This is a genomic window from Flavobacterium soyae (assembly GCF_045348165.1).
GTDB lineage: Bacteria > Bacteroidota > Bacteroidia > Flavobacteriales > Flavobacteriaceae > Flavobacterium > Flavobacterium soyae.
The window spans coordinates 1077641-1103081 of record NZ_CP150845.1 but is presented as its reverse complement, the minus strand read 5'-3'; the positions used below and the strand labels follow the sequence as shown (position 1 = coordinate 1103081).

Annotated in this window: 21 protein-coding genes; 14 read left to right on the top strand and 7 right to left on the bottom strand. The window is 34.5% G+C overall.

The window, feature by feature from the left end:
• Window positions 1-176 precede the first annotated feature (176 nt).
• The 5 genes from AABD74_RS04850 to AABD74_RS04830 all read left to right on the top strand — a co-directional run bounded on the left by AABD74_RS04850 (window position 177) and on the right by AABD74_RS04830 (window position 6003).
• A complete protein-coding gene (locus AABD74_RS04850; protein ID WP_406844838.1) occupies window positions 177-542 on the top strand; it encodes a hypothetical protein in 366 nt (121 codons plus the stop codon).
• A gap of 88 nt (window positions 543-630) precedes the next feature.
• On the top strand, window positions 631-1479 hold the full coding sequence (locus AABD74_RS04845) for a bifunctional 2-polyprenyl-6-hydroxyphenol methylase/3-demethylubiquinol 3-O-methyltransferase UbiG (RefSeq protein WP_256636497.1): 849 nt from the start codon (window positions 631-633) through the stop codon (window positions 1477-1479).
• Window positions 1480-2164: 685 nt separating this feature from the next.
• Window positions 2165-2740, top strand: coding sequence for an OmpH family outer membrane protein (locus AABD74_RS04840; protein ID WP_053474345.1), 576 nt, complete (start codon window positions 2165-2167; stop codon window positions 2738-2740).
• A gap of 106 nt (window positions 2741-2846) precedes the next feature.
• Window positions 2847-5126, top strand: a complete 2280-nt coding sequence (locus AABD74_RS04835) for a helix-turn-helix domain-containing protein (protein ID WP_406844837.1) — start codon at window positions 2847-2849, stop codon at window positions 5124-5126.
• Between the two features lie 118 nt (window positions 5127-5244).
• The gene (locus AABD74_RS04830; protein WP_406844836.1) at window positions 5245-6003 is read left to right on the top strand and encodes a hypothetical protein; all 759 of its coding nucleotides are present in this window, start codon (window positions 5245-5247) and stop codon (window positions 6001-6003) included.
• Window positions 6004-6046: 43 nt separating this feature from the next.
• On the opposite strand, the gene AABD74_RS04825 is transcribed toward AABD74_RS04830, so the two are convergent.
• Together AABD74_RS04825 and AABD74_RS04820 are read right to left on the bottom strand one after the other, a co-directional pair.
• The gene (locus AABD74_RS04825; protein ID WP_406844835.1) at window positions 6047-6517 is read right to left on the bottom strand and encodes a hypothetical protein; all 471 of its coding nucleotides are present in this window, start codon (window positions 6515-6517) and stop codon (window positions 6047-6049) included.
• 122 nt (window positions 6518-6639) lie between these two features.
• Window positions 6640-7605 carry an SPOR domain-containing protein gene (locus AABD74_RS04820; RefSeq protein WP_232679787.1) on the bottom strand — a complete coding sequence of 322 codons (966 nt, stop codon included), beginning with the start codon at window positions 7603-7605 and terminating at the stop codon, window positions 6640-6642.
• Window positions 7606-7843: 238 nt separating this feature from the next.
• Here AABD74_RS04820 and dprA point away from each other — a divergent pair, with 238 nt between their 5' ends.
• The gene (gene dprA, locus AABD74_RS04815; RefSeq protein ID WP_232679789.1) at window positions 7844-8944 is read left to right on the top strand and encodes a DNA-processing protein DprA; all 1101 of its coding nucleotides are present in this window, start codon (window positions 7844-7846) and stop codon (window positions 8942-8944) included.
• A gap of 153 nt (window positions 8945-9097) precedes the next feature.
• A complete protein-coding gene (locus AABD74_RS04810; protein ID WP_406844834.1) occupies window positions 9098-9958 on the top strand; it encodes a hypothetical protein in 861 nt (286 codons plus the stop codon).
• A 57-nt stretch (window positions 9959-10015) separates the two neighbouring features.
• Here AABD74_RS04810 and trpS read toward each other — a convergent pair whose 3' ends face one another.
• Complete coding sequence (trpS, locus tag AABD74_RS04805; protein ID WP_232679793.1) at window positions 10016-10990, bottom strand: tryptophan--tRNA ligase; 975 nt, start codon at window positions 10988-10990, stop codon at window positions 10016-10018.
• A 274-nt stretch (window positions 10991-11264) separates the two neighbouring features.
• On the opposite strand from trpS, the gene AABD74_RS04800 reads away from it, so the two are divergent.
• Entirely contained in the window at window positions 11265-11642 is a 378-nt protein-coding gene (locus AABD74_RS04800; RefSeq protein ID WP_406844833.1) for a GxxExxY protein, read from the top strand.
• A gap of 157 nt (window positions 11643-11799) precedes the next feature.
• Entirely contained in the window at window positions 11800-12555 is a 756-nt protein-coding gene (locus AABD74_RS04795) for a lysophospholipid acyltransferase family protein (protein WP_406844832.1), read from the top strand.
• A gap of 561 nt (window positions 12556-13116) precedes the next feature.
• Here the strand turns inward: AABD74_RS04795 and recA are convergent.
• The 4 genes from recA to AABD74_RS04775 all read right to left on the bottom strand — a co-directional run bounded on the left by recA (window position 13117) and on the right by AABD74_RS04775 (window position 16449).
• Window positions 13117-14124: a recombinase RecA gene (gene recA / locus AABD74_RS04790; protein WP_232679799.1), complete on the bottom strand. Its 1008-nt coding sequence runs from the start codon at window positions 14122-14124 to the stop codon at window positions 13117-13119.
• Window positions 14125-14282: 158 nt separating this feature from the next.
• On the bottom strand, window positions 14283-14792 hold the full coding sequence (locus tag AABD74_RS04785; RefSeq protein ID WP_073486072.1) for an acyl-CoA thioesterase: 510 nt from the start codon (window positions 14790-14792) through the stop codon (window positions 14283-14285).
• Between the two features lie 116 nt (window positions 14793-14908).
• Window positions 14909-15292: a DoxX family protein gene (locus AABD74_RS04780; protein ID WP_232679800.1), complete on the bottom strand. Its 384-nt coding sequence runs from the start codon at window positions 15290-15292 to the stop codon at window positions 14909-14911.
• An 8-nt stretch (window positions 15293-15300) separates the two neighbouring features.
• Window positions 15301-16449 (bottom strand): ATP-binding protein, encoded by a 1149-nt coding sequence (locus AABD74_RS04775; protein WP_406844831.1) that lies wholly within the window; start codon window positions 16447-16449, stop codon window positions 15301-15303.
• A 435-nt stretch (window positions 16450-16884) separates the two neighbouring features.
• On the opposite strand from AABD74_RS04775, the gene AABD74_RS04770 reads away from it, so the two are divergent.
• From AABD74_RS04770 to AABD74_RS04750, 5 genes are all read left to right on the top strand, one after another.
• Entirely contained in the window at window positions 16885-17337 is a 453-nt protein-coding gene (locus AABD74_RS04770) for a hypothetical protein (RefSeq protein WP_073486063.1), read from the top strand.
• Window positions 17338-17548: 211 nt separating this feature from the next.
• The gene (locus AABD74_RS04765; RefSeq protein ID WP_232679805.1) at window positions 17549-18841 is read left to right on the top strand and encodes a hypothetical protein; all 1293 of its coding nucleotides are present in this window, start codon (window positions 17549-17551) and stop codon (window positions 18839-18841) included.
• A gap of 102 nt (window positions 18842-18943) precedes the next feature.
• Window positions 18944-19354: a hypothetical protein gene (locus AABD74_RS04760; protein WP_232679807.1), complete on the top strand. Its 411-nt coding sequence runs from the start codon at window positions 18944-18946 to the stop codon at window positions 19352-19354.
• Window positions 19351-20829: a gliding motility protein SprC gene (gene sprC, locus AABD74_RS04755; RefSeq protein WP_406844830.1), complete on the top strand. Its 1479-nt coding sequence runs from the start codon at window positions 19351-19353 to the stop codon at window positions 20827-20829. Before AABD74_RS04760 ends, sprC begins: the two co-directional genes overlap by 4 nt.
• Window positions 20829-25364 (top strand): PorP/SprF family type IX secretion system membrane protein, encoded by a 4536-nt coding sequence (locus AABD74_RS04750; RefSeq protein ID WP_406844829.1) that lies wholly within the window; start codon window positions 20829-20831, stop codon window positions 25362-25364. Before sprC ends, AABD74_RS04750 begins: the two co-directional genes overlap by 1 nt.
• Window positions 25365-25441 lie beyond the last annotated feature (77 nt).

Genomic DNA, 25441 nt, shown 5'->3' with positions numbered 1-25441 from the left:
TCCACGTGAAACTATTTAATTTTTTTGATCTTTTAGGTAATCTAAAATCATCAATTTAAAATCTAAAATTCATTTATATGAAGATTGTTGAAAAAGAAATTTTATCTGAAGAAGAAAAATAAATTTTAAGAGAACTTTGGAATGAGGAATATCCGGCAAGATTAAATTGTAAAACAATGCAGGATTTTGAATTGTACTTAAATGGTCTTTCAAACACAAAACATTATTTGCTGTTTGATGTGTTAGATAAAATTAACGGCTGGGCATTTACTTTTTTGAGAGAAGATGAAAATTGGTTTGCTATAATTTTAAATCATCAAATTCAGGGAAAAGGAAATGGCACACTTTTGATGAATGAATTAAAAAAGAATAATACAAGTTTAAATGGCTGGGTTGTGGATCATGAAAATGAAGTAAAACAAAATGCCGCACATTATAGATCTCCAATACCATTTTACATTAAAAATGATTTTACGATTTTGACAGAAATCAGAATTGAAAATGAAAAAATGTCAGGAGTAAAAATTAATTGGAAACGATAAAAAATAAATAAAACAAAAAACCCTAAAAGTGAAATTTTGACTTTTAGGGTTTGTTATGAATTCAACTAAAAATACTTATAATTAAAAAATGGACGTTTTAAACAAAAAACATTTTCTTACTGTAAAAGACCATTCTGTTTCAAAAGAAATTTTCGATTTGTACTATGATGAAAATCTGGATATGCTGATAACTTCTCCGCAGCCGGATTTAGAAAATTTAGGAAGATATTACGAAAGCGAAGATTATATTTCGCACACAGATAACAAACGTTCTGTTTTTGAAAAAGCATATCATTTTGTAAAAAGTATCGCTTTAAAAAATAAACTGAATTTGATTAATTCAGAACAATCTCAAAAAGGAAAAATTTTAGACATAGGTGCCGGAACCGGTGATTTTTTGTTAACAGCAAAAAATGACGGCTGGAATGTAATTGGAGTTGAACCAAGCGAACGAGCAAAAAATATTGCAAAGCAAAAAGGAATTTCATTTGTTGAAGAAATCAGCGAACTCGAAAATAATTCTTTTGACGTAATTACAATGTGGCACGTTTTAGAACACGTTCCAAATTTGGAACTTCAAATTCAGGAATTGAAGCGATTATTAAAACCAACTGGAACATTAATTGTTGCGGTTCCAAATTTTAAATCATTCGACGCAAAACATTACGGAGAATTTTGGGCAGCTTTTGATGTGCCAATTCATTTTTGGCATTTTTCAAAAAAAGCCATCAAAACGCTTTTTGAAAAAGTGGACATGAAATTAGAAAAAGTACTTCCAATGAAATTTGATTCATTTTATGTGAGTCTACTTTCTGAAAAATACAAAACCGGAAAAATGAATTTTATCAAAGCATTTTTCATCGGTTTAAAATCAAATTTAAAAGCGTCGAGTACAAAAGAGTATTCATCTCACATTTACGTGCTAAAAAACAGCTAAAACGTAAAATAAACACATTTAAGACGCTTTCTTTGGTTAGACGAGGCTTTGTGTTGTCTTTTCCGAGAAAACGGCTCTAATAAAAGCTATGAAAGTCACTTTTAATAGTGATATTTTATAGCTTTTTTTGCATCCATAAAGAAAACTAATACCTCAAAAAGACTACAGTTTTTGGCTTTTTTTCTTGTTTTTTCCGATTTTTGATTTTTGAATTTCGTCGAACAAAAAATTACGAAAATTTTATTTTTTGCGCTTCCGGTTTTTTTATTTTTCAAAAATGAAAATTTTAAAAAACCTTCAAGAAAAATTTTCGAGTCAATTTTTCAAAAAAAACAAAAATTTTAAAATGAGCATTTTTTCACTCATTTTCTCATGAAATTCAAAAACGTAAATTTCAAAAAAGTTTTAGACACTGATTAAGTACTTCAGAAGGATAAAAACGCAAAATAAGCGTGTTTAAAGTATTTTCTTGGGTAAATTGAGGCTTTGTACTGTCTTTTTTGAGAAAATTGCTCAAACAAAAGCTATGAAAGCCACTTTTAATAGTGATATTTTATAGTAGTATTTTAGTCCATAAATAAAACGAATATCATAAAATTATAGCATTTTTTAAACTTTATGTCGATGCTATTTATTTTTTTATATTTTTGTCTTCAATACAATAAAAAAATTAGAAATTTAAAAAATGAAAAAAGCATTAGTAATTACCGCACTTTCAATTTTGGTTGTTTCGTGTAATAAAGCGACAGAAGCTAAGGAAGTAAAAACAGCTTACGTAGATACTTCAGTTTTGATGAAAGAGTACACTGAGGCAAAAGACCTTGAAGCTAAATATAAAGCTCAGGCAGAAGAAAAAGGAAGACAACTGCAAGCTGAGATTACTCGTTTTAAACAAGACGCTGCTAATTTTCAAAGTCAGGCACAAGCAAATGGTCAAGCTTGGGCGCAGCAAAGAGGGGCTGAATTGCAAAAGAGAGAGCAGCAATTGGGTTATGCTCAACAAGCTTTATCACAGCAATTACAGCAAGAAAGTGGTGTAGAAATGGATTCTCTTGTAAGCGGAGTTAAAAAATTCATCAAAGATTACGGAAAGAAAAACGGATATTCTTATATCTACGGGACAGGTGATGCGGCTACAGTTTTATACGCTGAAGACAAGTACGATATCACTAAAGTTATTATTAAAGAGTTGAACGATAAGTACAAAGCATCTCCAAAAGCAGAAGATAAACCAGCTGCAAAAGAAGAGGCTAAAAAATAATAAACTGCCAAACTAACTAAACTAAATGAAAAACCTAAATCCAGATCGGATTTAGGTTTTTTTCTTTTATAAAAATGCGATATTTTTGACGTTTAATACCTGCCTAATGCAAAACGTTTCAGAAGCTGCAGCTTACACCTTACAATTCATCAATCAAACGCAAAAATCGATATTTCTTACAGGCAAAGCCGGTACAGGAAAAACCACTTTATTGCGTGAAATCATTGCCACAACGCACAAAAATACCGTAGTAGTGGCACCAACTGGTATTGCAGCCCTAAATGCAGGCGGTGTAACGATTCATTCGATGTTTCAATTGCCATTTTCGGCATTTTTACCCACTTATGAAGAGAGTTCTCAGTTTACAGAAACAGTAAAATTTGAGAACAAAGAATCACTTCGCCGACATTTCAAAATGAACAATGTGAAGCGAAATGTGATCCGCAATATGGAGCTGCTGATTATCGATGAAGTCAGTATGCTACGCGCTGATTTGCTGGATGCTATTGACTTTATGATGCAGACAGTTCGCAGAAACACAAAAGCTTTTGGCGGAGTTCAGGTGCTTTTTATTGGCGATTTATTGCAGCTTCCACCTGTAATTCGAGATGAAGAATGGCGAACTTTGCGTAATTATTACAAAGGAAAATTCTTTTTTCATTCGCATGTAATACAGCATAATCCGCCATTGTATATTGAATTATCTAAGATTTACCGCCAGAGCGATGACACTTTTATTTCGGTTTTAAACAATCTTCGAAACAATCAAATTACAAAAGAAGATGTTCAGGTTTTAAACCAATACGTAAAACCAGATTTTGATCTAAAAATGAATCCGGGTTTTATAACCTTAACCACACATAATGCTAAAGCAGATACAATCAATGAACAGGCAATCAATGATTTGCCTGGAAATGAATTTGCTTACCAGCCCTTTGTTGTGGGGGATTTTCCGGAGAAAATTTTTCCGGTTGAAGAAAATCTGAAGCTAAAAGTTGGCGCTCAGGTTATGTTTGTAAAAAACGATTTATCTTTTGATAAGAGATATTTCAACGGAAAAATGGGCGTTATCAAATCACTTTCGCCAGAAGAAATCTTCGTTCATTTTCCCGAAGAAAACAAAACAATCGAAGTCGAAAAATACGAGTGGAAAAACATTCGCTACAAAGTAAACGAACTCACAAAAGAGATTGAAGAAGAAGTTTTAGGCACATTTGCACATTATCCAATCAAATTGGCGTGGGCCATTACGGTACATAAAAGCCAGGGATTAACTTTTGAAAAAGCTGCGCTCGATGTATCGCAAGTTTTTTTGCCCGGGCAGGCCTATGTAGCACTTTCTCGTTTAACGTCTTTAAATGGGCTTATTTTGCTTTCTCCGATACAAATGAACGGACTGTCGAACGATCAGGATGTAATGGATTATGCTTTAAACAAAGCAACCGAAGACGATTTGAAAAATTCGCTTCATTTTGAAACGAAAAACTTTATTCATAACTATTTGATTAACAGTTTTAACTGGACAGATTTAGCGCAGGAATGGAGAAACCACCGTTTTAGTTATAACGAAAATGCGGCGGCATCAGAAAAATCAAAACATTCTGCCTGGGCGCATAAACGTTTAGAAATTATAGACGGACTTGCAGATCCTTCGCAGAAATTCGTGCAGCAGCTTAATAAAATTTTCAATAAAGAAACAGTCGATTTGTTATTTGTGAAGGAAAGAGTAGAGGCGGCTTACGATTACTTTTTTAAACCGATGGACAAATTGGTTACGGATCTTTTGAGTAAAATGGCTGAAATTCAGAAATTTAAAAAAGTAAAAGAATTTTATGAAGAATTAGCTTTTTTGGATGATTTGCAGACCAAAGCGGTTTTGCGTTTGATGAAAGCCAAACTGCTTGTTGAAATTGTGGTTTCCCGTGAAACAATCAGCAAAGAAAGTCTGACTTCTCCAGCAATAAAAAATTACAAAACCGAAAAGATTTCCAGAACCAAAGAAGAGTTCAAAATGACGAATACTGACATGTTTCAGGTTGATGAGCCTGTTACGCGTTATTCGTATAAAAAGGCAGATAAGATGGAAGAAAAAGTAGAAAAAAAGACCACTGTTGAAGAGACGCACGAACTTTGGCTGGCAAAAAATTCTATTGAAGACATTGCCCGAATGCGAAAGCTGACCGTTCAAACGATCGAATCACATTTAATAAAATTAATCCAAGCCAAGAAAGTTGAGATAACAGATGTGCTGCCGTACGATAAAATCATCGCGCTGCGTGAAGCATTTGAATTTTACGCAGAAGAATCTTTAAGTCCGCTGAAAGAAAAATACGGAGATGAATTTACTTGGGATGAACTTAAGATGTTCAAAGCTAGTATTAATTGATTTTAGATTTTAGATTTTTTCGGCGAAGCCCCGAATTAAGAATTGATTTTGTAACTTAGGGTTAAATAGACTGAAATTTTAAATCGTTTCTAAAAAACATTATGTAAAATAGAAAATCATGAAAAAGCTTATATACATCACATTAGTTATTTTTTCCTTCACAAATGTCTCAGGTCAGGAACTCAAAAAGGAATATCAAAAATTTATTAAAACCTTTATTGATAATGTAAGAGGGGAAAAGAAAGAAGCAATTGCAAACATGATTTCTTATCCGCTAAAAAGAGAAAATCCCATTCCTGCAATCAAAAATAAAACGGAATTTGTAAAGAGATATTCAGAGATTTTTGATGCTGATTTAAAGAAAGAAATAACATCGTCAAAACCCAATAAAGACTGGTCAGAATTGGGCTGGCGCGGAATTATGCTGAATAATGGAACAATCTGGATTGATACAGATGGAAAATTGACATCGATTAATTATCAGTCAAAATTTGAGAAAGATTTGAAAACAAAACTTGTTTCCTCTCAAAAGCAAAACGTTCATTCGAGTATAGCAGAGTTCAAAAGTCCGGTTTGTGTTTTAGAAACTTCAAAATTCAAAATTAGGATTGATGATTTAGGAAATGATAATTACCGTTATGCATCTTGGTCTGTAAAGCAGAAGATGAGTGAGAAACCGGATTTAATTATTGAAACCGGTAAATTTATTGCTGATGGTACGGGAGGAAACCACAGTTATGAATTCAAAAAAGGAAATTATATTTACACTTGCGATATTATAGTTTTGGGAGAAAAAGGCTCGCCTCCGGCAAGATTAATAATTACTCAAAACGGAAAAGAAATCCTTTCTCAAAATGCCAAAATTGTTTCACGATAAACATAAAACCCAATTCTATATGAATCGGGTTTTTTGTTTTTAGTTATAGAGATGAAATGGCTTTTTCAAGCTCTTTTTGCTGCGTTATTTGCGTTAATTTGAGTTTTTGAATACTAACCTCGTTTTCTTTGGTTTTTAGCCTTTGTTTTTGAATTTCTTCATCAGAGATTGTAGATGTTGTTATTTTGTTTTCGATTTTTTTATTGGCAAGCTCCAGTTTGTTGATCTTTTCTTTGGTTGATTTTAAATTATCTTCCGATTTGACCAATGCTTTTTTCTTTGATTCAACCTCTCTCCTTTGCTTTTCAATTTCCTTTTGCTGCTTTTGTAATTCAGAAATTCTATTGTCAAGTTTTCTGTGATTTTCTATAGAAGTTTTTCTGGCCTCGTTTTCAGCTTTCTGTAATTCTATTTCATAAGCTCTTTGATCCTTGTTAGCTTGCTGCGCAATAAAGTATTGTGAGTTCATCATAAACAGCACTACTGAAAATGTTTTAAGTATTTTATTCATCATTTTTAAATTTATTGGAACGAAATTAAATGATGAAGAGATGAGATGTTGCCGGTTAAATTTTTAAGAACAATAGAATAAGGCAAAAAAAATCCTATTCGGTAAGGAATAGGATTTTGAGGATTTTATAAGTTTTCGACCAGAATCCATGCATCTGGATTTTCGCCTTTTTGAATTTCTTTCTGTGCTTTTTCGGCTTCTCCCATTGTAGCATAACTTCCGTACAAAACCGGGAATAAACCATGCTTGTTTTCGCCAAGCATTCGCGCATTATAACCATCTTTAATTAATTGGTTATAGGCTTTTTTTGCATTTGCTTCGCTTCTAAAAGCGCCTGCCATAATATGATACGGCATAAGTTTTACTTCTGCAGTTTCTACTTTTGCAGAATCAACGGCTAAAGTTACAGCTGGCAGGGGATTTTGAATTACGAATGTTGCTTCCTGAATCTTGTTCTGAACTTTTTTCTGAACATTGCTTTCTACAACAAGTGTTTGTGCAGCAATTTGGTTTTGGTATAAAGGATAACCGATACTTCCGGTAACTCCTAAACCAAGAACAAAAATTGCAGCATACCTTAGATAAGGTCTTGACGATCTAACTTCTTCATCTTCATATAATGCAGTAGTTTCTCTTTCTGCGATTTGCTCGATTTTCTTTTCGAAAATTTCTCTTTTCACCATTGGAGAAACAAACGGACTTAATCCGAATGAAGTCGATAAATAGTTAATTTGATCGTTTGGTGAAAAAATAATATTGTTCTCAGAATTTAGACGAAGATCTCCAATATTTTTCAGGCTGATAACGCCATTTTCTTCAAGTGTCTGTCTCCAGTTTTGTACTTCAAAAGCGATACCATTTACAGCAGTTCCGTAAGATATGTTTTCTGCCTGAGCAACATGATTTGCCAGCAGTCCGTCATTGTTTTTTAAGCGGCTGTTGAAAAAAACCGTTTTCTTCGGTGGAAAAAACGAATTCGTACTTTCATTCAGCTGTGCTGATTGAATTTCGGTTAAAAATGCCCCAAATCCGGGAACCGTTACACACTGATAACGATATAATAATTGCGCGATATAAGTTTCGATTTTCATAACAACAAAGTTATGTAATGAATATAGTTATCAAAATTTTATTCACAATTTTTATTAACAATTGCAAGATTTTTATATACAATTAATTTTCAGTATTTTAAATGAGACTTTATAAGCATTGTTTATTTTGTTTTTGCATAAACTCTAATTTTTATTAAGAAATTACTTTGTTTTTAGCATATTTGCACTATTATTTGAGTACAGTTTTTATTTCTATTTTACATAATATTTTAACACAATGTCAGATCAGGATTTGTTTTATTTATTGGCCTTAATGAAAGTGGACGGAGTGGGAGATATTATGGCAAAAAAATTATTGAACCATTGCGGAAATGCAGAAGCAATTTTTAAATCGAAAATAAATCAAATTGCTGCAATTGATGGAGTTGGCACAGTTTTGCTGAAAAATATAAAGGATAAAACCATTTTCGAAAAAGCCAATCAGGAACTTGAATTTATTAGAAAAAATGATATCAATGTTTCTTTTTTTCAGGATGAAACTTATCCGGATCGTTTAAAACATTGTATAGATTCGCCGGTTTTAATTTTTACTGGGGGAAATATAAATTTACAAAACAAAAAGATTATTAGTATTGTCGGCACACGTCAGATCACATCGCATGGAACTGAATTTTGTCGAAAACTTATCGAAGATCTGGCACCGCTTGATCCTGTAATTGTAAGCGGTTTTGCGTATGGAGTTGATATAGCCGCACATCAATTTGCAATAGATTGCAAATTGCAGACTATTGGCGTTTTAGCTCATGGATTAAATCAGGTTTATCCCCGAACGCACAAAAAGTACATGGCAAAAATGGAAGAAAACGGAGGTTTTATTACTGAGTTTTGGAGTACTTCTAATCCGGATAAAGAGAATTTTGTTCGTCGAAATCGTATTGTTGCCGGAATAAGTGAAGCTACAATAGTAATAGAATCTGCAGATAAAGGCGGATCGCTTATTACGGCCAATTTAGCCAACGATTATAATAGGGATGTTTTTGCCGTTCCGGGCAGGGTTACAGACAGATACAGTCAGGGTTGTAATGATTTAATTAAAACCCAAAAAGCAAGTTTGCTAACCAGCGCCGCCGATTTGATTTACGTGCTCAATTGGGATATCGAGAAGAAACCCAAAGCGATTCAAAAACAGTTGTTTATTGACCTTGAACCTGATGAACAAAAGATCTATGATTTTCTTTTAAAAAGCGGAAAAGAACTGCTTGATATTATTGCACTCGAATGTGATTTTCCTGTTTTTAAAATTTCAGGAATTCTTTTAAACATGGAACTTAAAGGAGTTATCAGGCCTTTGCCGGGAAAATTATTTGAAGCGATTTAATATGTATTAAGAATAAAGATATTTCATATTTAAATTTAACATAATTTAAATATTAATTCATTGTAAATTATATTCAGTTATTTAACATTTATGCTAAAATAAATTAGGCAAAGTGTAATAAAAGTATATTTTTGCTCTACCAAAACCTTAAAAATGAATATAATAGAACTATTAGAAAACGCTGGGATTTATAAAGAAAACCGAAGTGCGTTTAGCATTGAAGACTCCGAAAAAGTCAGGAAGCAATTTGAAATTGAGCGATCACAAAGCCCAAATTTAAACCCAAATCTTGCAGATAATTTGATTACAGCATTTAACGAATTTCCAAAAGAGCTTTTGTTTATTTCAAATAATCGAATCCTTTACAACTTCTTTGCCAGAAAAAATTACTCCCGAAACAGATTTATTACAGATTACTCCGTTTCTGTTAATGAAGAAAACATTAAATCATTTATAGATAGATTTTTATCTAAAGATTTAGATACTTTTTTCGATCAAAACATAACGCAGAATAGGTTTGATGTTATTGATGATCTTCTGAATGTTAAAGAATATCTGCCTCAAAATTCATTAGACAGCTTGAGTCAAAGGGTGAGTACAAAACTTGATTTTGTTGGAAATAAATTTGATGAAAATCCATCTTTATCTTCTGGTGCTGAAACAATTGAATTTATAAAATACAGAAGTTTTTATACCTTGCTTTCTCATTTTAGATCTACTGAAAACGACAAGAAAATTAGAGCGATTTATAGTAAAATGTCAGGTTCAATTGTTAGTGCAGGCGTGCGAAATGAATTTTTGGAACCAATGGTATCTTCAATGGTTAATTATAAACCAATTGATTACGAATTGAGTAATACAATAAGATCTCATAAAGACCGAATTGATGCCGCAAAAGAAAGAGAGTATAGCAGCAGCAGTTCCTCTGGCGGAATGTCTACTTGGTCTATAGTTATTATTATCATCGTTGTATTACGATTGATTTTATTATTGGCCAGATTAGGAAGAGCTTAAAGAAATTTTATATAAAAAAGCCTGCTAAAAAATTAGCAGGCTTTTTTATTTCTCGTTTTATTTCCCAAATCCAAGAACTTCTCGAACTTTTGCTAAAACTCCATCAGCAATAACAGAAGCTTTTGCTGCTCCTTTTTTCAAGAGAGCATCTACTTCGTCAAGATTGTTCATGTAGTAATTATATTTTTCTCTTTCGGTTTTGAATTTTTCTGTAATCAATTCAAAAAGAGCTTGTTTTGCGTGACCATAACCATAATTTCCGCCAAGATAATTTGCTCTCATTTCGGCAATCTGAGTTTCATTTGCTAATAAAGAATAGATGGCGAAAGCGTTGCAGGTATCTGGATTTTTTGGATCTTCCAAAGGAGTACTATCTGTTTCAATACTCATAACCTGCTTGCGTAACACTTTATCATCAAGGAAAATATTGATGATATTGTTGGCAGATTTACTCATTTTTCCACCATTCGTTCCCGGAATTAACATACTGTCTTCCTGAATTTTAGCTTCTGGAATTACAAAGGTTTCTCCCATTTGGTGGTTAAATCTTGAAGCTACGTCGCGTGTTATTTCTAAATGCTGCAATTGGTCTTTTCCAACCGGTACAAACTCAGCATCATAAAGTAAAATATCAGCAGCCATTAACATCGGATAAGTAAAAAGGCCGGCATTAACATCGTCTAAACGATCGGCCTTGTCTTTGAAAGAATGTGCCAAAGTCAGACGCTGGAACGGAAAAAAACAGCTTAAATACCAGGTCAATTCAGCAGTTTGAACCACATCAGATTGTCTGTAGAAAGTAACTTTATCAGGATTCAAACCGCAGGCAAGCCATGCCGCTGCAGTGCTATATGTGTTTTCTCTCAATGTTTTACCATCTTTAATTTGTGTAATCGAATGTAAATCAGCAATAAACAAAAATGATTCATTTGCCGGATTATTCGATAATTCAATTGCAGGGATAATAGCTCCCAATAGATTGCCTAAGTGTGGCGTTCCAGTACTCTGAACACCAGTAAGTATTTTTGCCATTCTCGTTTTTTCTTATTCTTAACCACAAAGGTCGTGATGTTTTTTTTAACCGCAAAGCACACGATGATTTTGCTTAAAGTTTGGAAGTTCTTTGGCGCTTTTAACGCAAAGTGCGCGAAGGATTTTCGCAAAGGAAAGAAGTTGTTTTTTTGAGATTTGCTTTGCAATGAGTTCGCAAAGCTTTGTCTAGAAGGATTAATATTTTTAAAACTTTTAGAGTTAAGATTATTGTGTTAATTATAAGAATATATTTATAAATTTGATGTTTTTTAATATGACAGAAAACGAAATATCAAATATTATAATTGGAATTGCTATTGAAATTCATAAAAAACTTGGTCCGGGTTTATTAGAGAATGTTTACAAAGAATGCTTGTTCTATAAAATTACGCAGCGAGGACTTCTAGTTGAAAAAGAGAAAGCTTTACCATTAGTTTTTGAAGAAGTGAAGTTTGATTGTGGATACCGAATTGATTTGCTTGTAGAGAACAAGTTTTTAATCGAAATAAAAACTGTTGAATCACTCACCGTTAACCATTTGGCACAAACTTTAACCTATTTAAAACTAGGAAATTATAAACTAGGCTTACTTGTAAATTTCAATGAAAGCCTCTTGAAAAACGGAATAAGAAGAGTCATAAACAACTTATAGATAAAGCTTTGTGAACTTATTGCAAAGCAAATCTTAAAAAAAATAACTTCTTTCCTTTGCGAAAATCCTTTGCGCACTTTGGGTTAAAAACCTAAAGACTTTGCGGTAAAATAAATTCTTTATAAAAATTCATTTCGGTTTTCTTACATTTGAAACCATGAAAGGATTAAAGATTGTTTTTTGGATTATTTGGCGCATTTGGTTTTACGTTTTAATGGCGGTTCCAATATTGATTATGCTGCCATTTTTACTGATTTCTATTATCTCGGAGAGAGGATACCCTTATTTTTTTAAAATGGCCCGCATTTGGGCTAAATTTATCCTTTTCGGGATGGGTTTTTATTACAAAGTAAAATGCGAACAAAAGCTTATCAAAAATACAAGTTATATGATCGTGGCAAACCATACTTCAATGACAGATATTATGCTTATGCTTGCCATTATAAAAAATCCGTTTGTTTTTGTTGGAAAGAAAGAGCTTGTGAAGATTCCGCTATTTGGATTTTTCTATAAAAGAACCTGTATTTTGGTTGACAGAAATTCTTCAAAAAGCAAAAATGAAGTTTTCAAACGTGCGCAAGATCGTTTAAATCAGGGTTTAAGTATTTGTATTTTCCCAGAAGGGGGAGTTCCTGATGACGAATCTATTTTACTGGACGAATTTAAAGATGGTGCTTTTAGACTGGCAATTGAGCATCAAATCCCTATTGTGCCAATCGTTTTTGCCGATAATAAAGAACGTTTCTCTTATACTTTTTTAAGCGGAAGTCCCGGAAAAATGCGGGGGAAAATCCTGCCTTTTGTAGAAACAAATGGTTTAAAACCGGATAACAGAAAAGAGCTCAGAGACAATGTAAGACAATTGATTTATAAAGGTTTACTCGAGTTTAAAAGGAAAGATTTAAAAGAGTAATTAAAATAACAAACCCGGCAGGATTTTACACTTGCCGGGTTTTCTTTCGAAATAAAAACCCCCGTTTATATTCAAAAAGCTTATCGGTGAATTATTTTCTCTGAGATAAAACGCAATATTTTTCTAATTTTTAATTTGTTTTTTTTTAGTTTTTTACCCCGCTGCATTTCTCTTTTTTCCTTCATGGTTAAATATTTATGGCTTGATAATAAAGAGTTTGGTTAAAACTCAGGTTAGTGTCATAATATTATTAGATCGAAAAAAACTAAAAAGGTTGTATCGATAGATAATTTTTTTTCAAAAACCAGTAAAAACCCGTTAGAACCATGAGCGAAACTAACGGACTTTTAATGAATCAACCAACCAAATTTATTATAAAAAAAATGTTGAATTAAGTATTTATGGCCAATACCAATTAAACATTATGTCTATTTGTATAGATGCGATAGTTTTAAAAAGGTTGCGTCTTTTTTTTATTTTTTTTCAAATAAAAAACCCGGAAGGTTTAAAAACTTCCGGGTTTATAATGCAAAGTATTGATTTTTAAATACTTTTAAAATTTTAAGCATCAGCTAATTCTTTCATGTGAGCTTTAATTTTAGCTTCTAATTCATCAGCCAATTCTGGGTTATCTTTAATTAAAGCTTTTACTGCATCACGACCCTGACCTAATTTAGTGTCTCCGTAGCTAAACCAAGATCCTGCTTTTTTAACGATTTCAAATTCAACCGCTAAATCAAGAATTTCACCTGTTTTAGAAACACCTTCTCCGTACATAATGTCAAATTCGGCAGTTTTAAACGGTGGGGCAACTTTGTTTTTAACGATTTTAACTTTAGTTCTGTTACCAATTACGTTTTCTCCATCTTTAATTTGAGACGAACGACGAATATCTAAACGTACAGAAGCGTAGAATTTTAATGCGTTACCACCGGTTGTTGTTTCAGGATTTCCGAACATAACACCAATTTTTTCACGCAGCTGGTTGATAAAGAAAACAGTACAATTTGTTTTGCTGATTGTTCCGGTTAATTTTCTTAGTGCCTGAGACATCAAACGTGCGTGAAGACCCATTTTTGAATCTCCCATTTCACCCTCAATTTCACTTTTTGGCGTTAAAGCCGCAACAGAGTCAATTACAACAATGTCGATAGCGCCTGAACGAATTAAGTTTTCGGCAATTTCTAAAGCCTGCTCACCATTGTCTGGCTGCGAGATAATTAAATTTTCGATATCAACACCTAATTTTTCAGCATAATTTCTATCAAAAGCGTGTTCCGCATCAATAAAAGCAGCAATACCGCCAGCTTTTTGAGCTTCGGCAATTGCATGCAATGTTAATGTAGTCTTACCAGATGATTCCGGCCCGTATATTTCTATAATTCTTCCTTTCGGATATCCATTTACTCCAAGAGCTAAATCAACGCCAAGAGAACCCGAAGAAATCGTTTCTACCTCTACAATGGCTCTGTCGCCCATTTTCATTACGGTTCCTTTTCCGTAGGTTTTGTCAAGTTTATCAAGCGTTAACTGCAGCGCTTTTAATTTGGCTTCTTTGTCTGAACTCATCTTTTCTTAAATATCTAAAAATTGTTATTTTCTGCCTTTCAAAAACCAAATAGTGGAATAACTTCCTGAATTTTTATTTGGCGAATTAGAATGTGTAAAAATACTTCTTTTTTTGAAGTTTGATTGCTTCAAATTGTTTCAAATTGTAACAATTTGTATTACAAAAATAAAGCCTTCAATTCGGTAGCATCAGAAGGTTTTAATTTTCCAGCCAATACTAAACTTAGTTGTTTACGACGTAAAGCAGCTTCAAAACGTTGTATTTCTAATTCCGTTTCAGGAACAATTGCCGGTACTTCAACAGGTCTTCCGGTATCATCGACAGCTACAAAAGTATAAATAGCTTCGTTTGCCTTGGTTCTGTTTCCAGATTCGCGGTCTTCTACCCAAACGTCTATAAAAACTTCCATAGAACTTTTGAATGATCTTGAAACTTTTGCTTCTACGGTAACAACACTTCCAAGAGAAATTGCTCTGTTAAAAGCAACGTGATTTACAGATGCCGTAACTACAATTCGACGCGAATGTCTGCGTGCTGCAATACTTGCTGCGCGATCCATTCGGGCTAATAATTCGCCGCCGAAAAGATTGTTTAAAGGATTTGTTTCACTTGGTAAAACTAAATCAGTTAATATTGTCAGCGATTCTGAAGGGTGTTTTGGATTCATTTTTTTAATAATAAATTTTATTTTTATGTCCGTTTTGCGGACGTTTCTTGCCACAGATTTTTTAATCATTTTAATCTGTGAAATTTGTGGCTGATTTTTAAATTAATTGCGGTTAATTAATTCATCCAGTTAACTAACATAACGGCAGGAATTAAATAAATAACAATGGTTCTTGCACCATCGTAGTCTTTGGCCAATCGTTGCCCGAAAAGCATCATTAACAAACAGATACATGAAAATATTCCGGCATAAAAACCATAGTCACGACCGCTGTTTGTTAGTAATTGAATCGCACCCACAACACTTAAAATTCCAGAAATTAATTCTAAAACCAACAAGTGTAAAAGAGCAAGCGGCACTTGGTTTTTTAATGGCGTTTTAGCAAAATGTTCTTTAAGCCAGGCAACATTATCTTTCCAGTAAAAAATCTTTTCATAGCCTGACTGTAAAAAAGTTAAGGCTAAAAATGCTAATATTAAAATAGAGGCAACATTGTTCATTTCGAGGACTATTTTTTATGAATTAAACGAGTCAGTTTTATAGATAAATCGGTTAAGATTATTTTCGCATTTCCGTTTCTTTCAATGTGATACATCGCATCTGAAAGCTCTTTGAAAATTTCGTGAATATTATTTCCGTTTACAAAAGGGGCAAAATTTTCGAGTTTAAATTTGTCGACTTTTGGCTCAATGTAAACTAAAGCTGGCGTTTGATAATTAAGCAATAATGCCTGCCTGAACATTTCGATACAAAACTGAATGAACTTTTTCTGACTTTCGCGTCCAAGTCCGGCGATTTCTTCACTCCAGGAAATTAAATCCTGAATTGCTGCGGCATTCCCTTTTGCTCTAAAAGCAGCACGAACCCAATTTACAAACCATTGCTCAAACGGATATTCAGCATCATCTTCTTTCAATAAATGCAATGCTTTATTAAAATTTCCCTGCGCCTGATGGGCAATTTTTTTGGCTAAATTCGAATCTATATTTTCTTTAGAAACCAATGCTTCTGCAATTACTTTTTCTGGAAGTCCGTTAAAATGAATTACCTGACAGCGAGAACGTATGGTTTGAATAATATCTTCTTCATTTTCAGAAATCAGAATAAAAATTGTTTTATCTGATGGTTCTTCGAGCAGTTTTAAAAGTTTATTCGAAGCCGCAATATTCATCTTATCTGCCATCCAGATAATCATGATTTTATAACCGCCTTCGTATGATTTCAGCGCAAGCGACTTTAAAACTTCCTGTGCATCTTCAACCCTGATTTCGCCCTGTTTGTTTTGAACGCCTAAAGTTTTATACCAGTCAAATAATCCGCCGTAAGGCATTTCCTGAATAAAGTTTCGCCAGTCCTGAATAAAGTCTAAACTTTTGGGTTTGGTTTTTACATCTTCTGTGGTAACGGTTGGGTAAATAAAATGCAGATCGGGATGCGAAATATTTTGAAATTTCAAATTACACGAATCATTTCCATTTTCGTTTTCATTTCCCGTATTACTGCACAAAATGTACTGAGCATAAGCAATTGCTGTAGATAATGTGCCGCTTCCTTCAGGCCCAATAAATAATTGTGCATGAGGAATTCGCCCGGAAGATGCACTTTTTATCAAGTGACTTTTGATGTAATCCTGACCTAAAATTTGAGAAAATTGCATGAAGCAAAGATAGAAGAAAATGATGTAGTCAAAAATTTTCGATTAAAGATTATTGAGCGGTATTTCATTTATGTGAATATGACTGTTTTTTGCAAAAAAAATTGCCCCATCTTAACCAACTTTTGTTAATAAATTACTTCACGCGAGCAGATATCAAGACTTTTTTGTTAATATTTTTTTGTTCAAAACGATAAACGTATGGTTTTTTTGGCTATTTAAAGTAAAACAAAAAACGTTTTTATAGATAATATCTTACGTTTTTTGTTTTGACGGTTTTAACAAAAAGCCCGTTAAAACGCACAATTTCTCGACATAAAGCAGGTTTTTAAGCTTGTTTTAAGCTTTTTTTTTGAAAAAAGAATTCAATAAAGTTGCAGTTTAAGTTAATTTCTATATTTTTGTTTTCATCAACAACCAATTATATAATAAGAATTTATGAAAGGGAAAATTATTTTATTTAGTGCATTTTTTATCATGACAACTGCAGCTGTTTCTGCGCAGGCAAAAAACGCTCCAAGAAGTATTATTAGTACAACGGCTCTTATTCGTAAATACCATGATCAAAAAGAATTGAGTGGTATGCAAAAAGGAGAACTTTTGGAATTGTATATTGAGCGAATTAAAGTATTAGTAAAAACTCTCCCTTACATTGCTTTGGTTACAAAGCCTGGTGTTACGATGGCAGACTTAGGTATTCCGGACGATGGTGACCACAAAAAAATATTAGATAATCAGGCGATTGGTACAACAACTTTCTTAGATACTACAGTAGAGTTTCAAAGAAAAATGATGCCATACTCTGATAAAGGAAATCTTATCGCGGCAATCTTATTTTACGAAAACACATTAAAATCTTTACACGAGTTCAATGACTTGAACGAAATGTAAGATTTAAAAAAATATTTTAAAGCCTTTTTTGAAGTGGTTATACAGATGATTTAGATTTCTGCATCATTTTGAAAAAGTAAAACAAAACAACTCGTTCTCGATTTATTCTGAATAATATTAGAAAAACCGAGAACAGTTTTTTTCATTTACGCATACCCAAATTATTTAAAGCATACCCAAATTTATTATTAACCTAATACACACCTTTATCATGAAAAAAATTACTCAAATGATCTGTGTTCTTTTGACAGTTACGAGTATGAGTGCTCAACAAGAGAAAGGAATTATGGGCTACACTAACTGGTTAAATAACTGGACTGAATTTAAGCCTAACAAAGTAGAGTATGGAGAAGCAAATCAAATTTTAGCAGGAAATATTTCTGTTAATACTAAATTGCTTAAAAGGAATATCTATGTTTTGCAGGGCAACGTTTATGTTACTAACAATGCAGTTTTAACAATTGAGCCTGGAACGTTAATTATTGGTGATTTCGAAACAAAAGGAACATTAGTAGTTACAAAAGGTGCACAACTTGTTGCAGATGGTTTAGAAACTGACCCAATCGTATTTACATCTAACCGCAGCCAGAAAAAAGCTGGAGACTGGGGAGGCGTTGTAATTCTTGGAGATGCACCAATCAATAAATTCGGTAACGTAGGTTCTTACAATATGGACCTTGATCCAACTTTAACAACTTATGGTGGTGATAATGTTGCTTCAAATTCTGGTATTTTAAGATATGTAAGAATCGAATTTGCTGGTAAAAAAGTAAAAGGTGTTGATACTTTCAACGGTTTAACGATCGCTGGTGTTGGTAACAAAACAATTCTTGAAAACGTTATGGTGAGCTACTCTGGAGGAGATTCATTTGCTTTTTTCGGTGGAGACGTAAACGTTACAAAATTTGTTTCTTATAAATCAATCAACGACGATTACAAATTTACTCAAGGTGTACAATGTCGTTTATTCAACTCATTAGCTGTTAGATCTTCTTACTTATCAAGTAACAAAGACGGTTCTCGCTGTATGGAAGTAAAATCGTTTGAAAAGAAAAACGAAACAGATTTTACTAAAAAAACTACTTTAGTTGTTGCGACTAACATTACAATGTTAAACGATAGTGAAAACATTAAAGCGGATATTCAGGCTGGTTTAGTTAAAGAAGCAATTTATGTTGCTGAAACAGCTTCTCTTGAATTGAAACGTAGTGTAGTCTCTGGATTTAATCCTGCAGTATTATTAGACAGTAAAACTGAGATCAACGATGCCAATCTTAAAAAGATCAAGTTTGAAGAAATGTATTTCAATCTTTGTAATGGAAACATCTTTACAGAATACAATTCAAACAATGAAGATTTAGAGAGCTGGTACGGTAATAGTGTATTCTTTAACGTGTATTCACAAAGTGATAACAAAGAAACTTTCATAGATATTTCTAATCCTAAGAAACCAGACTTTAGATTACAATTAGGGAAAATTACAGCTTCAAGCGGCAATAGATAAATAGATTTCGATTTTTATTTCAAAGCGTAAATTTTATTAATAAAGTCCCCAGACACAATTTATGTATCCGTCTTAAAAGGACCAAATAAAGATCAAAACATAATGGCTCTATCTACAAAAAAATATTTATATATATTCTTTTTGGTTTCTCCTATTTCGTTAAGTCTGTATGCACAAAGTCCAGCAATTGAAAAACCTGCGTTTTCTGCCGTTTCTGACTGCAAATTAACGACAATTGAGATAAATCAAAACAACGAATCAGCGGATAAATGTATCGGCAAATTAGATAATTCTAATCAGTTAATAGTAGGGCTGTCCACCCCCAAGGACAGCCTTACTATGGCAGCTGATGTGAAAGATCAGTCTTCGGATTGTGAAGAAAATTCATTGATTGGTTCTACTTCAATTCTTGCAAAAGATATTATTGAGAACTATAAATATGATTTTTCGGAAACATTCATAGATATCTTGTTTTTTGAGCGTATAGACTTAGCAAGAACACGTACTATATGATTCGAAAAACTACTTTATCTTTTTTTAAAGTTTTCATTTTATTTAGTATAATTCTCTTTACTAAATCGCATACCTATGCTCAAACAGCAATAGTTGGGCAGCAGCTTCCTTTCGATAGAATTTGTGCTGGTTTAATAGTAAACGGAACACCTTTTAATGAATACTACGCCACATTCAGCTACTTAAATTTTCCGGCAGGTACTACTTTTGAAGTAGAACTTTCAGATGATTTGGGAAGTTTTACAACCCCTACTGCTACAACAAAAATTTCGTTTGTAGATGATCCTTCGGCGCAGCAGCAAACCATAAAGTTTGCTATTCCTACAGATTTAAAAGGATCAAATACATACAGCCTTCGCGTTAAAAGTAATACAGCAACGCCTGTTTACAGTCAGAGGTTTAAGAATTTCCAGGATCAGACATCGTTTCCTGCTTTTTACAGAATTTATACAGATAAATTTTTTATTAATAATAAAGAAGCCAATGCAACTATTTGTTCAGGCGGAAATTTAAGTCTTTCAGTTTACAACCCAACACCTGCAGATGTACCTTCATCTCCTGCCAATTATCCAAATTTAACGTATAAATGGTATAAAGATGATGTATTAATTGCTGGACAAAGTGGTACAACGTTAGTGGCAAATGCCCCGGGGGTTTATTATGCCCAGATAAATTATGGAGGCTGTGATGATGATAACTTTAGTTCTAATCGTGTTACAGTAGTATCTTCAAGCGGAGGATCTGCAGTAACGGTAGATTCCAGCTTAGGAAATCCTTTTTGTTCAAACGGATCAGGGACTGTTTTAACGGCAACATCGGGTAACAGTTACGTTTGGAAAAAAGATGGTGTTGTAATCGCACAAACATCTCGCAGTATTACTACAAATGAATCCGGTATTTATTCAGTTGAGGTTGATTTTGGCGGTTGTAAAGCAACAGGAAGTATTGATTTAAAAAGCAATAGTTTCACGGCCAGTATAGATGTTCCGGATACTTATGAGCTTAAAGAAGGAGAAACATTAAATGTATCTGTAACTACTGATGCAGTGACTCCAAAATTCGAATGGTTTTTAAATAATAATGCAATAAGCGGAGCCAGCAGCGCAAGTTATCTGGTAGCCGTAAGAGGTCTTTATAAAGTTAAAATTTCACAGGAATCAGGATGTATAGCTTCAAAAGAATTTACATTTAGAGTTACTTCAGAAAATGATGCAAAAACCTCAGTTATTCCAAATATTGTTAAGCTGGGCGGCACTTATCCTTACTGGAATATCCCAGATGTTTATAAAACGGCGTCGACCAAACTAATAATTTTAAGTTCGAATGGAGAGGTGATGTATGATGATGTTGGCAGCAATTACGATCCGGAAAGCAGCTTTTTAATAAAAGATTTTAAAAATGTAAATCCAGTTTATTACTATGTCATTCAATCAGACACAGGTGAAAAAAAAGGATCAATAACTGTGATTAAATAATGAAGAAAATTTTACTATTCATAACTTTATTTTACGGTTTTTCTAATGTACTCTATTCTCAGGACCAAAATGAGAATGGAGTTGTTTCGTTTTCATTACCTATCAGAAATTCATTAAAGTTTAATAGATATTTAATAAACCCTGCATTTAGTTTTGTTCGCGAAACAAACGCTTATGCAAGTTTCTATAATAAAAGACAATGGGTGCAGTTTGACAATGCACCGCAGACTTATTTAGCCAATTATTCTGGACGATTCAGAGAAAATGAAGCTTTTGCAATTGGTTTATTCCAGCAAAATTATGGTTTAATGACCGTTTTTGGCGGAGTTGTCAATTTTGCTCATAATATCGTTTTGCAGGAAGACAGTAACCTTACTTTTGGTTTAAACGTAGGGGTATACCAAAGCGGTTTAGACAAAGGAAAAATTATATCTGACGACACAAGTATTCTTGATGGAAATTATCCATCCAATACAATGCTTACCGTAAATCCGGGGATTAATTACGGAACTGCTTTTCTGGATTTCGGATTATCGGTAAACAATTTAATTCTTTACAATTTTGGTTCAGGTGTTGTAAAAGAAGATCCGGAAAGAGCAATCGAATTACATGCCATGTACACCGGCTACATTGACAGTTATGGTTTTTTTGAACAAAGTAAATTTTCAGGAATTGTAAAAACAGAAATTAAAAAAGATAAAACGGTTCTTTCAGGGCTTGCAATGCTTTCGCTGAAACAAGGAGTTTGGGCGCAGGCAGGTTACAATACTCTATATGGAGTTTCTGCAGGTTTAGGGGTTAATATTTCACCTAGTATTGCAATCGAATATAACTATGAAAGAGGAATGGGCAATTTTACAAATATGGGAGGTTCTCATGAATTTGCAATTGCTTATAAATTTAAAAATAGAAATTACTATTATGGTGATGATGAAGAGGGAGCATTAATAGATCCTTCGAGAACGACATCTAAACCAGTAATTGCCAAACCAAAAACAAATGCGGCTCCGGTAACAAGAGTAGATGGAGCTGAGAAAACGAGACTAGCAGCAGAAGCAAAAGCAAAAGCCGATGCCGAAGCAAAACAAGCCAGACTTGCCGCTGCAGAAAAAGTGAAGGCTGATGCCGATGCTGCTGCAAAAGCAAAATTAGAAGCAGATAACAAAGCTAAAGCTGATGCCGAAGCTCTTAAGATAAAATTAGCCGCCGATGCTAAAGCTAAAGCTGATGCAGCAGCAGCAGCAAGAGCGCAGACAGCAACAACAAACAGAGCCGTTGCTGCACAACAAAAAACACAAGCACAATTAGCTGCAGATAAAGCAAGAGCTGATGCTGAGGCAAGAAGAATAAAATTAGCTGCAGATAATAAAGCCAGAGTGGACGCTGCTGCCGCTGCGAGAGTACAAGCTCAAGCAAACAAACCATCAGCAACAGCTGCACAAAAAACACAAGCACAATTAGCTGCAGATAAATCCAGAGCTGATGCTGAAGCATTAAAAATAAAACTTGCGGCCGATGCGAAAGCTAAGGCAGATGCAGAAGCTAAAGCGAAACAAACAACTGCGGCAACGCCGCCGGCTCCGCAAAAAACACAAGCACAATTAAATGCTGAAAAAGCTAAGGCAGATGCAGAGGCTCTTAAAATAAAACTAGCTGCAGATGCAAAAGCTAAAGCTGATGCTGCAGAGGCAAAACGTAAAGCAGATGCTAAAGCAAAAGCTGAAGAGGCAGACTTACAATCAATCCTGGCTGCAGATGCTAAAGCAAAAGCAGATTCTGATGCGCTTCAGGCTAGATTAGCTGCAGAAGCTAAAGCAAAAGCCGCTTCTGAAGCAAAAACAAAAGCTTCGATTGATGCTGCAAATAGAGCTAAAGCCGCAGCTGCTGCTAAAGCAAAAGCTGCAGAAGAAGCAGCCCTAAAAGAAAAATTAGCAGCTGATGCAAAAGCGAAAGCAGATGCAGAAGCTAGACAAGCAATAATAGCTGCAGAAGCTAAAGCAAAAGCCGATGCTGAAGCATTAAAAATAAAATTAGCTGCCGATGCAAAAGCGAAAGCCGACGCAGAAGCCCAGGCTAAGTTAGCTGCAGAAGCAAAAGCAAAAGCCGATGCAGAAGCACTTCAAGCTAAATTAGTTGCTGATGCAAAAGCGAAAGCAGATGCAGAGGCTCAGGCAAAACATGATGCAGAAGCAAAAGCAAAAGCAGATGCAGAAGCACTTCAGGCTAAACTAGCAGCCGACGCCAAAGCAAAAGCCGATGCTGAAGCATTACAGGCAAAACTTGCAGCAGAAGCAAAAGCTAAGGCTGACGCAGAAGCTCTACAAGCAAAACAAGCTGCCGATGCAAAAGTGAAAGCTGACGAAGAGGCACGTCAGGCTAAATTAGCAGCTGATGCAAAAGCAAAAGCTGATGCTGAAGCAGAAAAAACGAGATTAGCTGCAGAAGCGAAAGCAAAAGCAAAAGCAGATATGGAAGCTTTACAAGCGAAATTAATTGCTGACGCAAGAGTTAAAGCCGATGCAGAAGCAACTGCAAAAGCAAAAGCAGAAGCCGAAGAAAAACAATTAAGAGAAGCTGAAGAAGCACGTCAGGCTAAATTAGCGGCTGATGCAAAAGCTAAGGCCGATGCAGAAGCACTTCAAGCGAAATTAGCAGCCGACGCAAAAGCTAAGGCAGATGCAGAAGCATTACAAGCTAAACTTGCTGCAGACGCAAAAGCAAAAGCCGATGCAGAAGCATTACAAGCTAAGTTAGCTGCGGACGCAAAAGCTAAGGCCGATGCAGAAGCACTTCAAGCAAAACTAGCTGCTGATGCCAAAGCTAAAGCTGACGCAGAAGCATTACAAGCTAAGTTAGCAGCTGATGCCAAAGCAAAAGCCGACGCAGAAGCACTTCAAGCAAAACTAGCAGCTGACGCCAAGGCAAAAGCTGACGCAGAAGCATTACAGGCTAAGTTAGCTGCGGACGCAAAAGCTAAGGCCGATGCAGAAGCACTTCAAGCAAAACTAGCTGCTGATGCCAAAGCTAAAGCTGACGCAGAAGCATTACAAGCTAAGTTAGCAGCTGATGCCAAAGCAAAAGCCGACGCAGAAGCACTTCAAGCAAAACTAGCAGCTGACGCCAAGGCAAAAGCTGACGCAGAAGCATTACAAGCTAAGTTAGCAGCTGATGCCAAAGCAAAAGCCGACGCAGAAGCATTACAAGCTAAGTTAGCAGCTGATGCCAAAGCAAAAGCTGACGCAGAAGCATTACAAGCTAAGTTAGCTGCGGACGCCAAAGCAAAAGCTGATGCAGAAGCATTACAGGCTAAGTTAGCTGCGGACGCAAAAGCTAAGGCCGATGCAGAAGCACTTCAAGCAAAATTAGCTGCTGATGCCAAAGCAAAAGCTGATGCAGAAGCATTACAAGCTAAGTTAGCTGCTGATGCCAAAGCAAAAGCCGACGCAGAAGCACTTCAAGCAAAACTAGCTGCTGATGCCAAAGCAAAAGCTGATGCTGAAGCACTTCAAGCTAAGTTAACGGCAGATGCAAAAGCTAAGGCAGATGCAGAAGCGGCAGAAAAACAAAAAGCTGACGAAGAAGCAAGAAAATTAAAAGAAGAAGAAGAACGTCAGGCAAGATTAGCCGCAGAGAAAGCAAAAGCTGATGCAGAAGCAGCAGCGGCAAAAGATGAAACAGCAAAAGCTATTGAAAGCTTAACTCAGTCAATTGAAAGTTCAGGTAAAACACAAAATGATTTATTAGATCAGTTTAAATCGACGATAGCTAATAAACAAAAAGACCTGAATGATTTAAAAGAAGAGAACGACTTAAGTGAAAAAGGTATTTATAAAGAACCAAAACCTTTCAAAAGTGTAGCTGCAGAAAACAGTCAGATAGAAGCTTTAAAATCACAGCTGGCAGATGCTAGTAAAGCACAGAAAGACGAGATTGCTAAGCTGACGAATTTATATAACGAAAGACTTAAAAAAGTTCCAAACAAAAATGATGCTTTAAACAAAGCTTATCTTGAGAAGATAAACGAATTGAAAGCAGCGCAGTTAAAAATGGAACTGGAAGGTGCAGCATTACTTGCCGATTTAGAGCGTATTAAAGCTGAAACTGAAATTGAGAAAAAACGTAGAATTAAGCGTGCGGCATACGAAAATGATCAAGGTAGATATGCTCAGGATTTAGCTGCCCTTAAACGTATTAAGGAAACAACGAAAGTAAGCAGTACACCGCTCACAGCTGCAGATTTTGATTTTGGTGAAGACCAGTCAAACATGCAGATTATTAAGAATATTAAAAATTCTGAAAGTGGTTATTATATGATTCTTGCAGTACACAGCAGTGTTGAAAAACGTGATGAGTTCTTAACGAAAGCTGTTGCGTCTGGAGTTTCAAATATTAATTTCTTTTACAATATAACAACAAGTAAATATTATATCTATTACGAGAAATTCGATGGTCTGCAAGAAGCAACTAAGGCATTAGAAGCTAAAGGAAAATCACCATACAACGGAAAAATGGCAATCGTAAAAGTGGAGAATTAATAGATATTAGACGGCAGCTTCTTTGAAAAAAGAAGAAGGAAAGTAAAACATAAATTTAAATTAAGATTGAATGTTGT

Coding starts and splice junctions, on each gene's coding strand:
- trpS (WP_232679793.1), bottom strand. CDS start 10,990: ATGGCAAAAATACTTACTGGTGTTCAGAGTACTGGAACGCCACACTTA.
- AABD74_RS04840 (WP_053474345.1), top strand. CDS start 2,165: ATGAAAAAAGCATTAGTAATTACCGCACTTTCAATTTTGGTTGTTTCG.
- AABD74_RS04800 (WP_406844833.1), top strand. CDS start 11,265: ATGACAGAAAACGAAATATCAAATATTATAATTGGAATTGCTATTGAA.
- AABD74_RS04810 (WP_406844834.1), top strand. CDS start 9,098: ATGAATATAATAGAACTATTAGAAAACGCTGGGATTTATAAAGAAAAC.
- AABD74_RS04830 (WP_406844836.1), top strand. CDS start 5,245: ATGAAAAAGCTTATATACATCACATTAGTTATTTTTTCCTTCACAAAT.
- AABD74_RS04835 (WP_406844837.1), top strand. CDS start 2,847: ATGCAAAACGTTTCAGAAGCTGCAGCTTACACCTTACAATTCATCAAT.
- AABD74_RS04775 (WP_406844831.1), bottom strand. CDS start 16,449: ATGCAATTTTCTCAAATTTTAGGTCAGGATTACATCAAAAGTCACTTG.
- AABD74_RS04795 (WP_406844832.1), top strand. CDS start 11,800: ATGAAAGGATTAAAGATTGTTTTTTGGATTATTTGGCGCATTTGGTTT.
- AABD74_RS04765 (WP_232679805.1), top strand. CDS start 17,549: ATGAAAAAAATTACTCAAATGATCTGTGTTCTTTTGACAGTTACGAGT.
- AABD74_RS04820 (WP_232679787.1), bottom strand. CDS start 7,605: ATGAAAATCGAAACTTATATCGCGCAATTATTATATCGTTATCAGTGT.
- AABD74_RS04770 (WP_073486063.1), top strand. CDS start 16,885: ATGAAAGGGAAAATTATTTTATTTAGTGCATTTTTTATCATGACAACT.
- AABD74_RS04825 (WP_406844835.1), bottom strand. CDS start 6,517: ATGATGAATAAAATACTTAAAACATTTTCAGTAGTGCTGTTTATGATG.
- sprC (WP_406844830.1), top strand. CDS start 19,351: ATGATTCGAAAAACTACTTTATCTTTTTTTAAAGTTTTCATTTTATTT.
- AABD74_RS04850 (WP_406844838.1), top strand. CDS start 177: ATGCAGGATTTTGAATTGTACTTAAATGGTCTTTCAAACACAAAACAT.
- AABD74_RS04750 (WP_406844829.1), top strand. CDS start 20,829: ATGAAGAAAATTTTACTATTCATAACTTTATTTTACGGTTTTTCTAAT.
- AABD74_RS04760 (WP_232679807.1), top strand. CDS start 18,944: ATGGCTCTATCTACAAAAAAATATTTATATATATTCTTTTTGGTTTCT.
- recA (WP_232679799.1), bottom strand. CDS start 14,124: ATGAGTTCAGACAAAGAAGCCAAATTAAAAGCGCTGCAGTTAACGCTT.
- AABD74_RS04785 (WP_073486072.1), bottom strand. CDS start 14,792: ATGAATCCAAAACACCCTTCAGAATCGCTGACAATATTAACTGATTTA.
- AABD74_RS04845 (WP_256636497.1), top strand. CDS start 631: ATGGACGTTTTAAACAAAAAACATTTTCTTACTGTAAAAGACCATTCT.
- AABD74_RS04780 (WP_232679800.1), bottom strand. CDS start 15,292: ATGAACAATGTTGCCTCTATTTTAATATTAGCATTTTTAGCCTTAACT.
- dprA (WP_232679789.1), top strand. CDS start 7,844: ATGTCAGATCAGGATTTGTTTTATTTATTGGCCTTAATGAAAGTGGAC.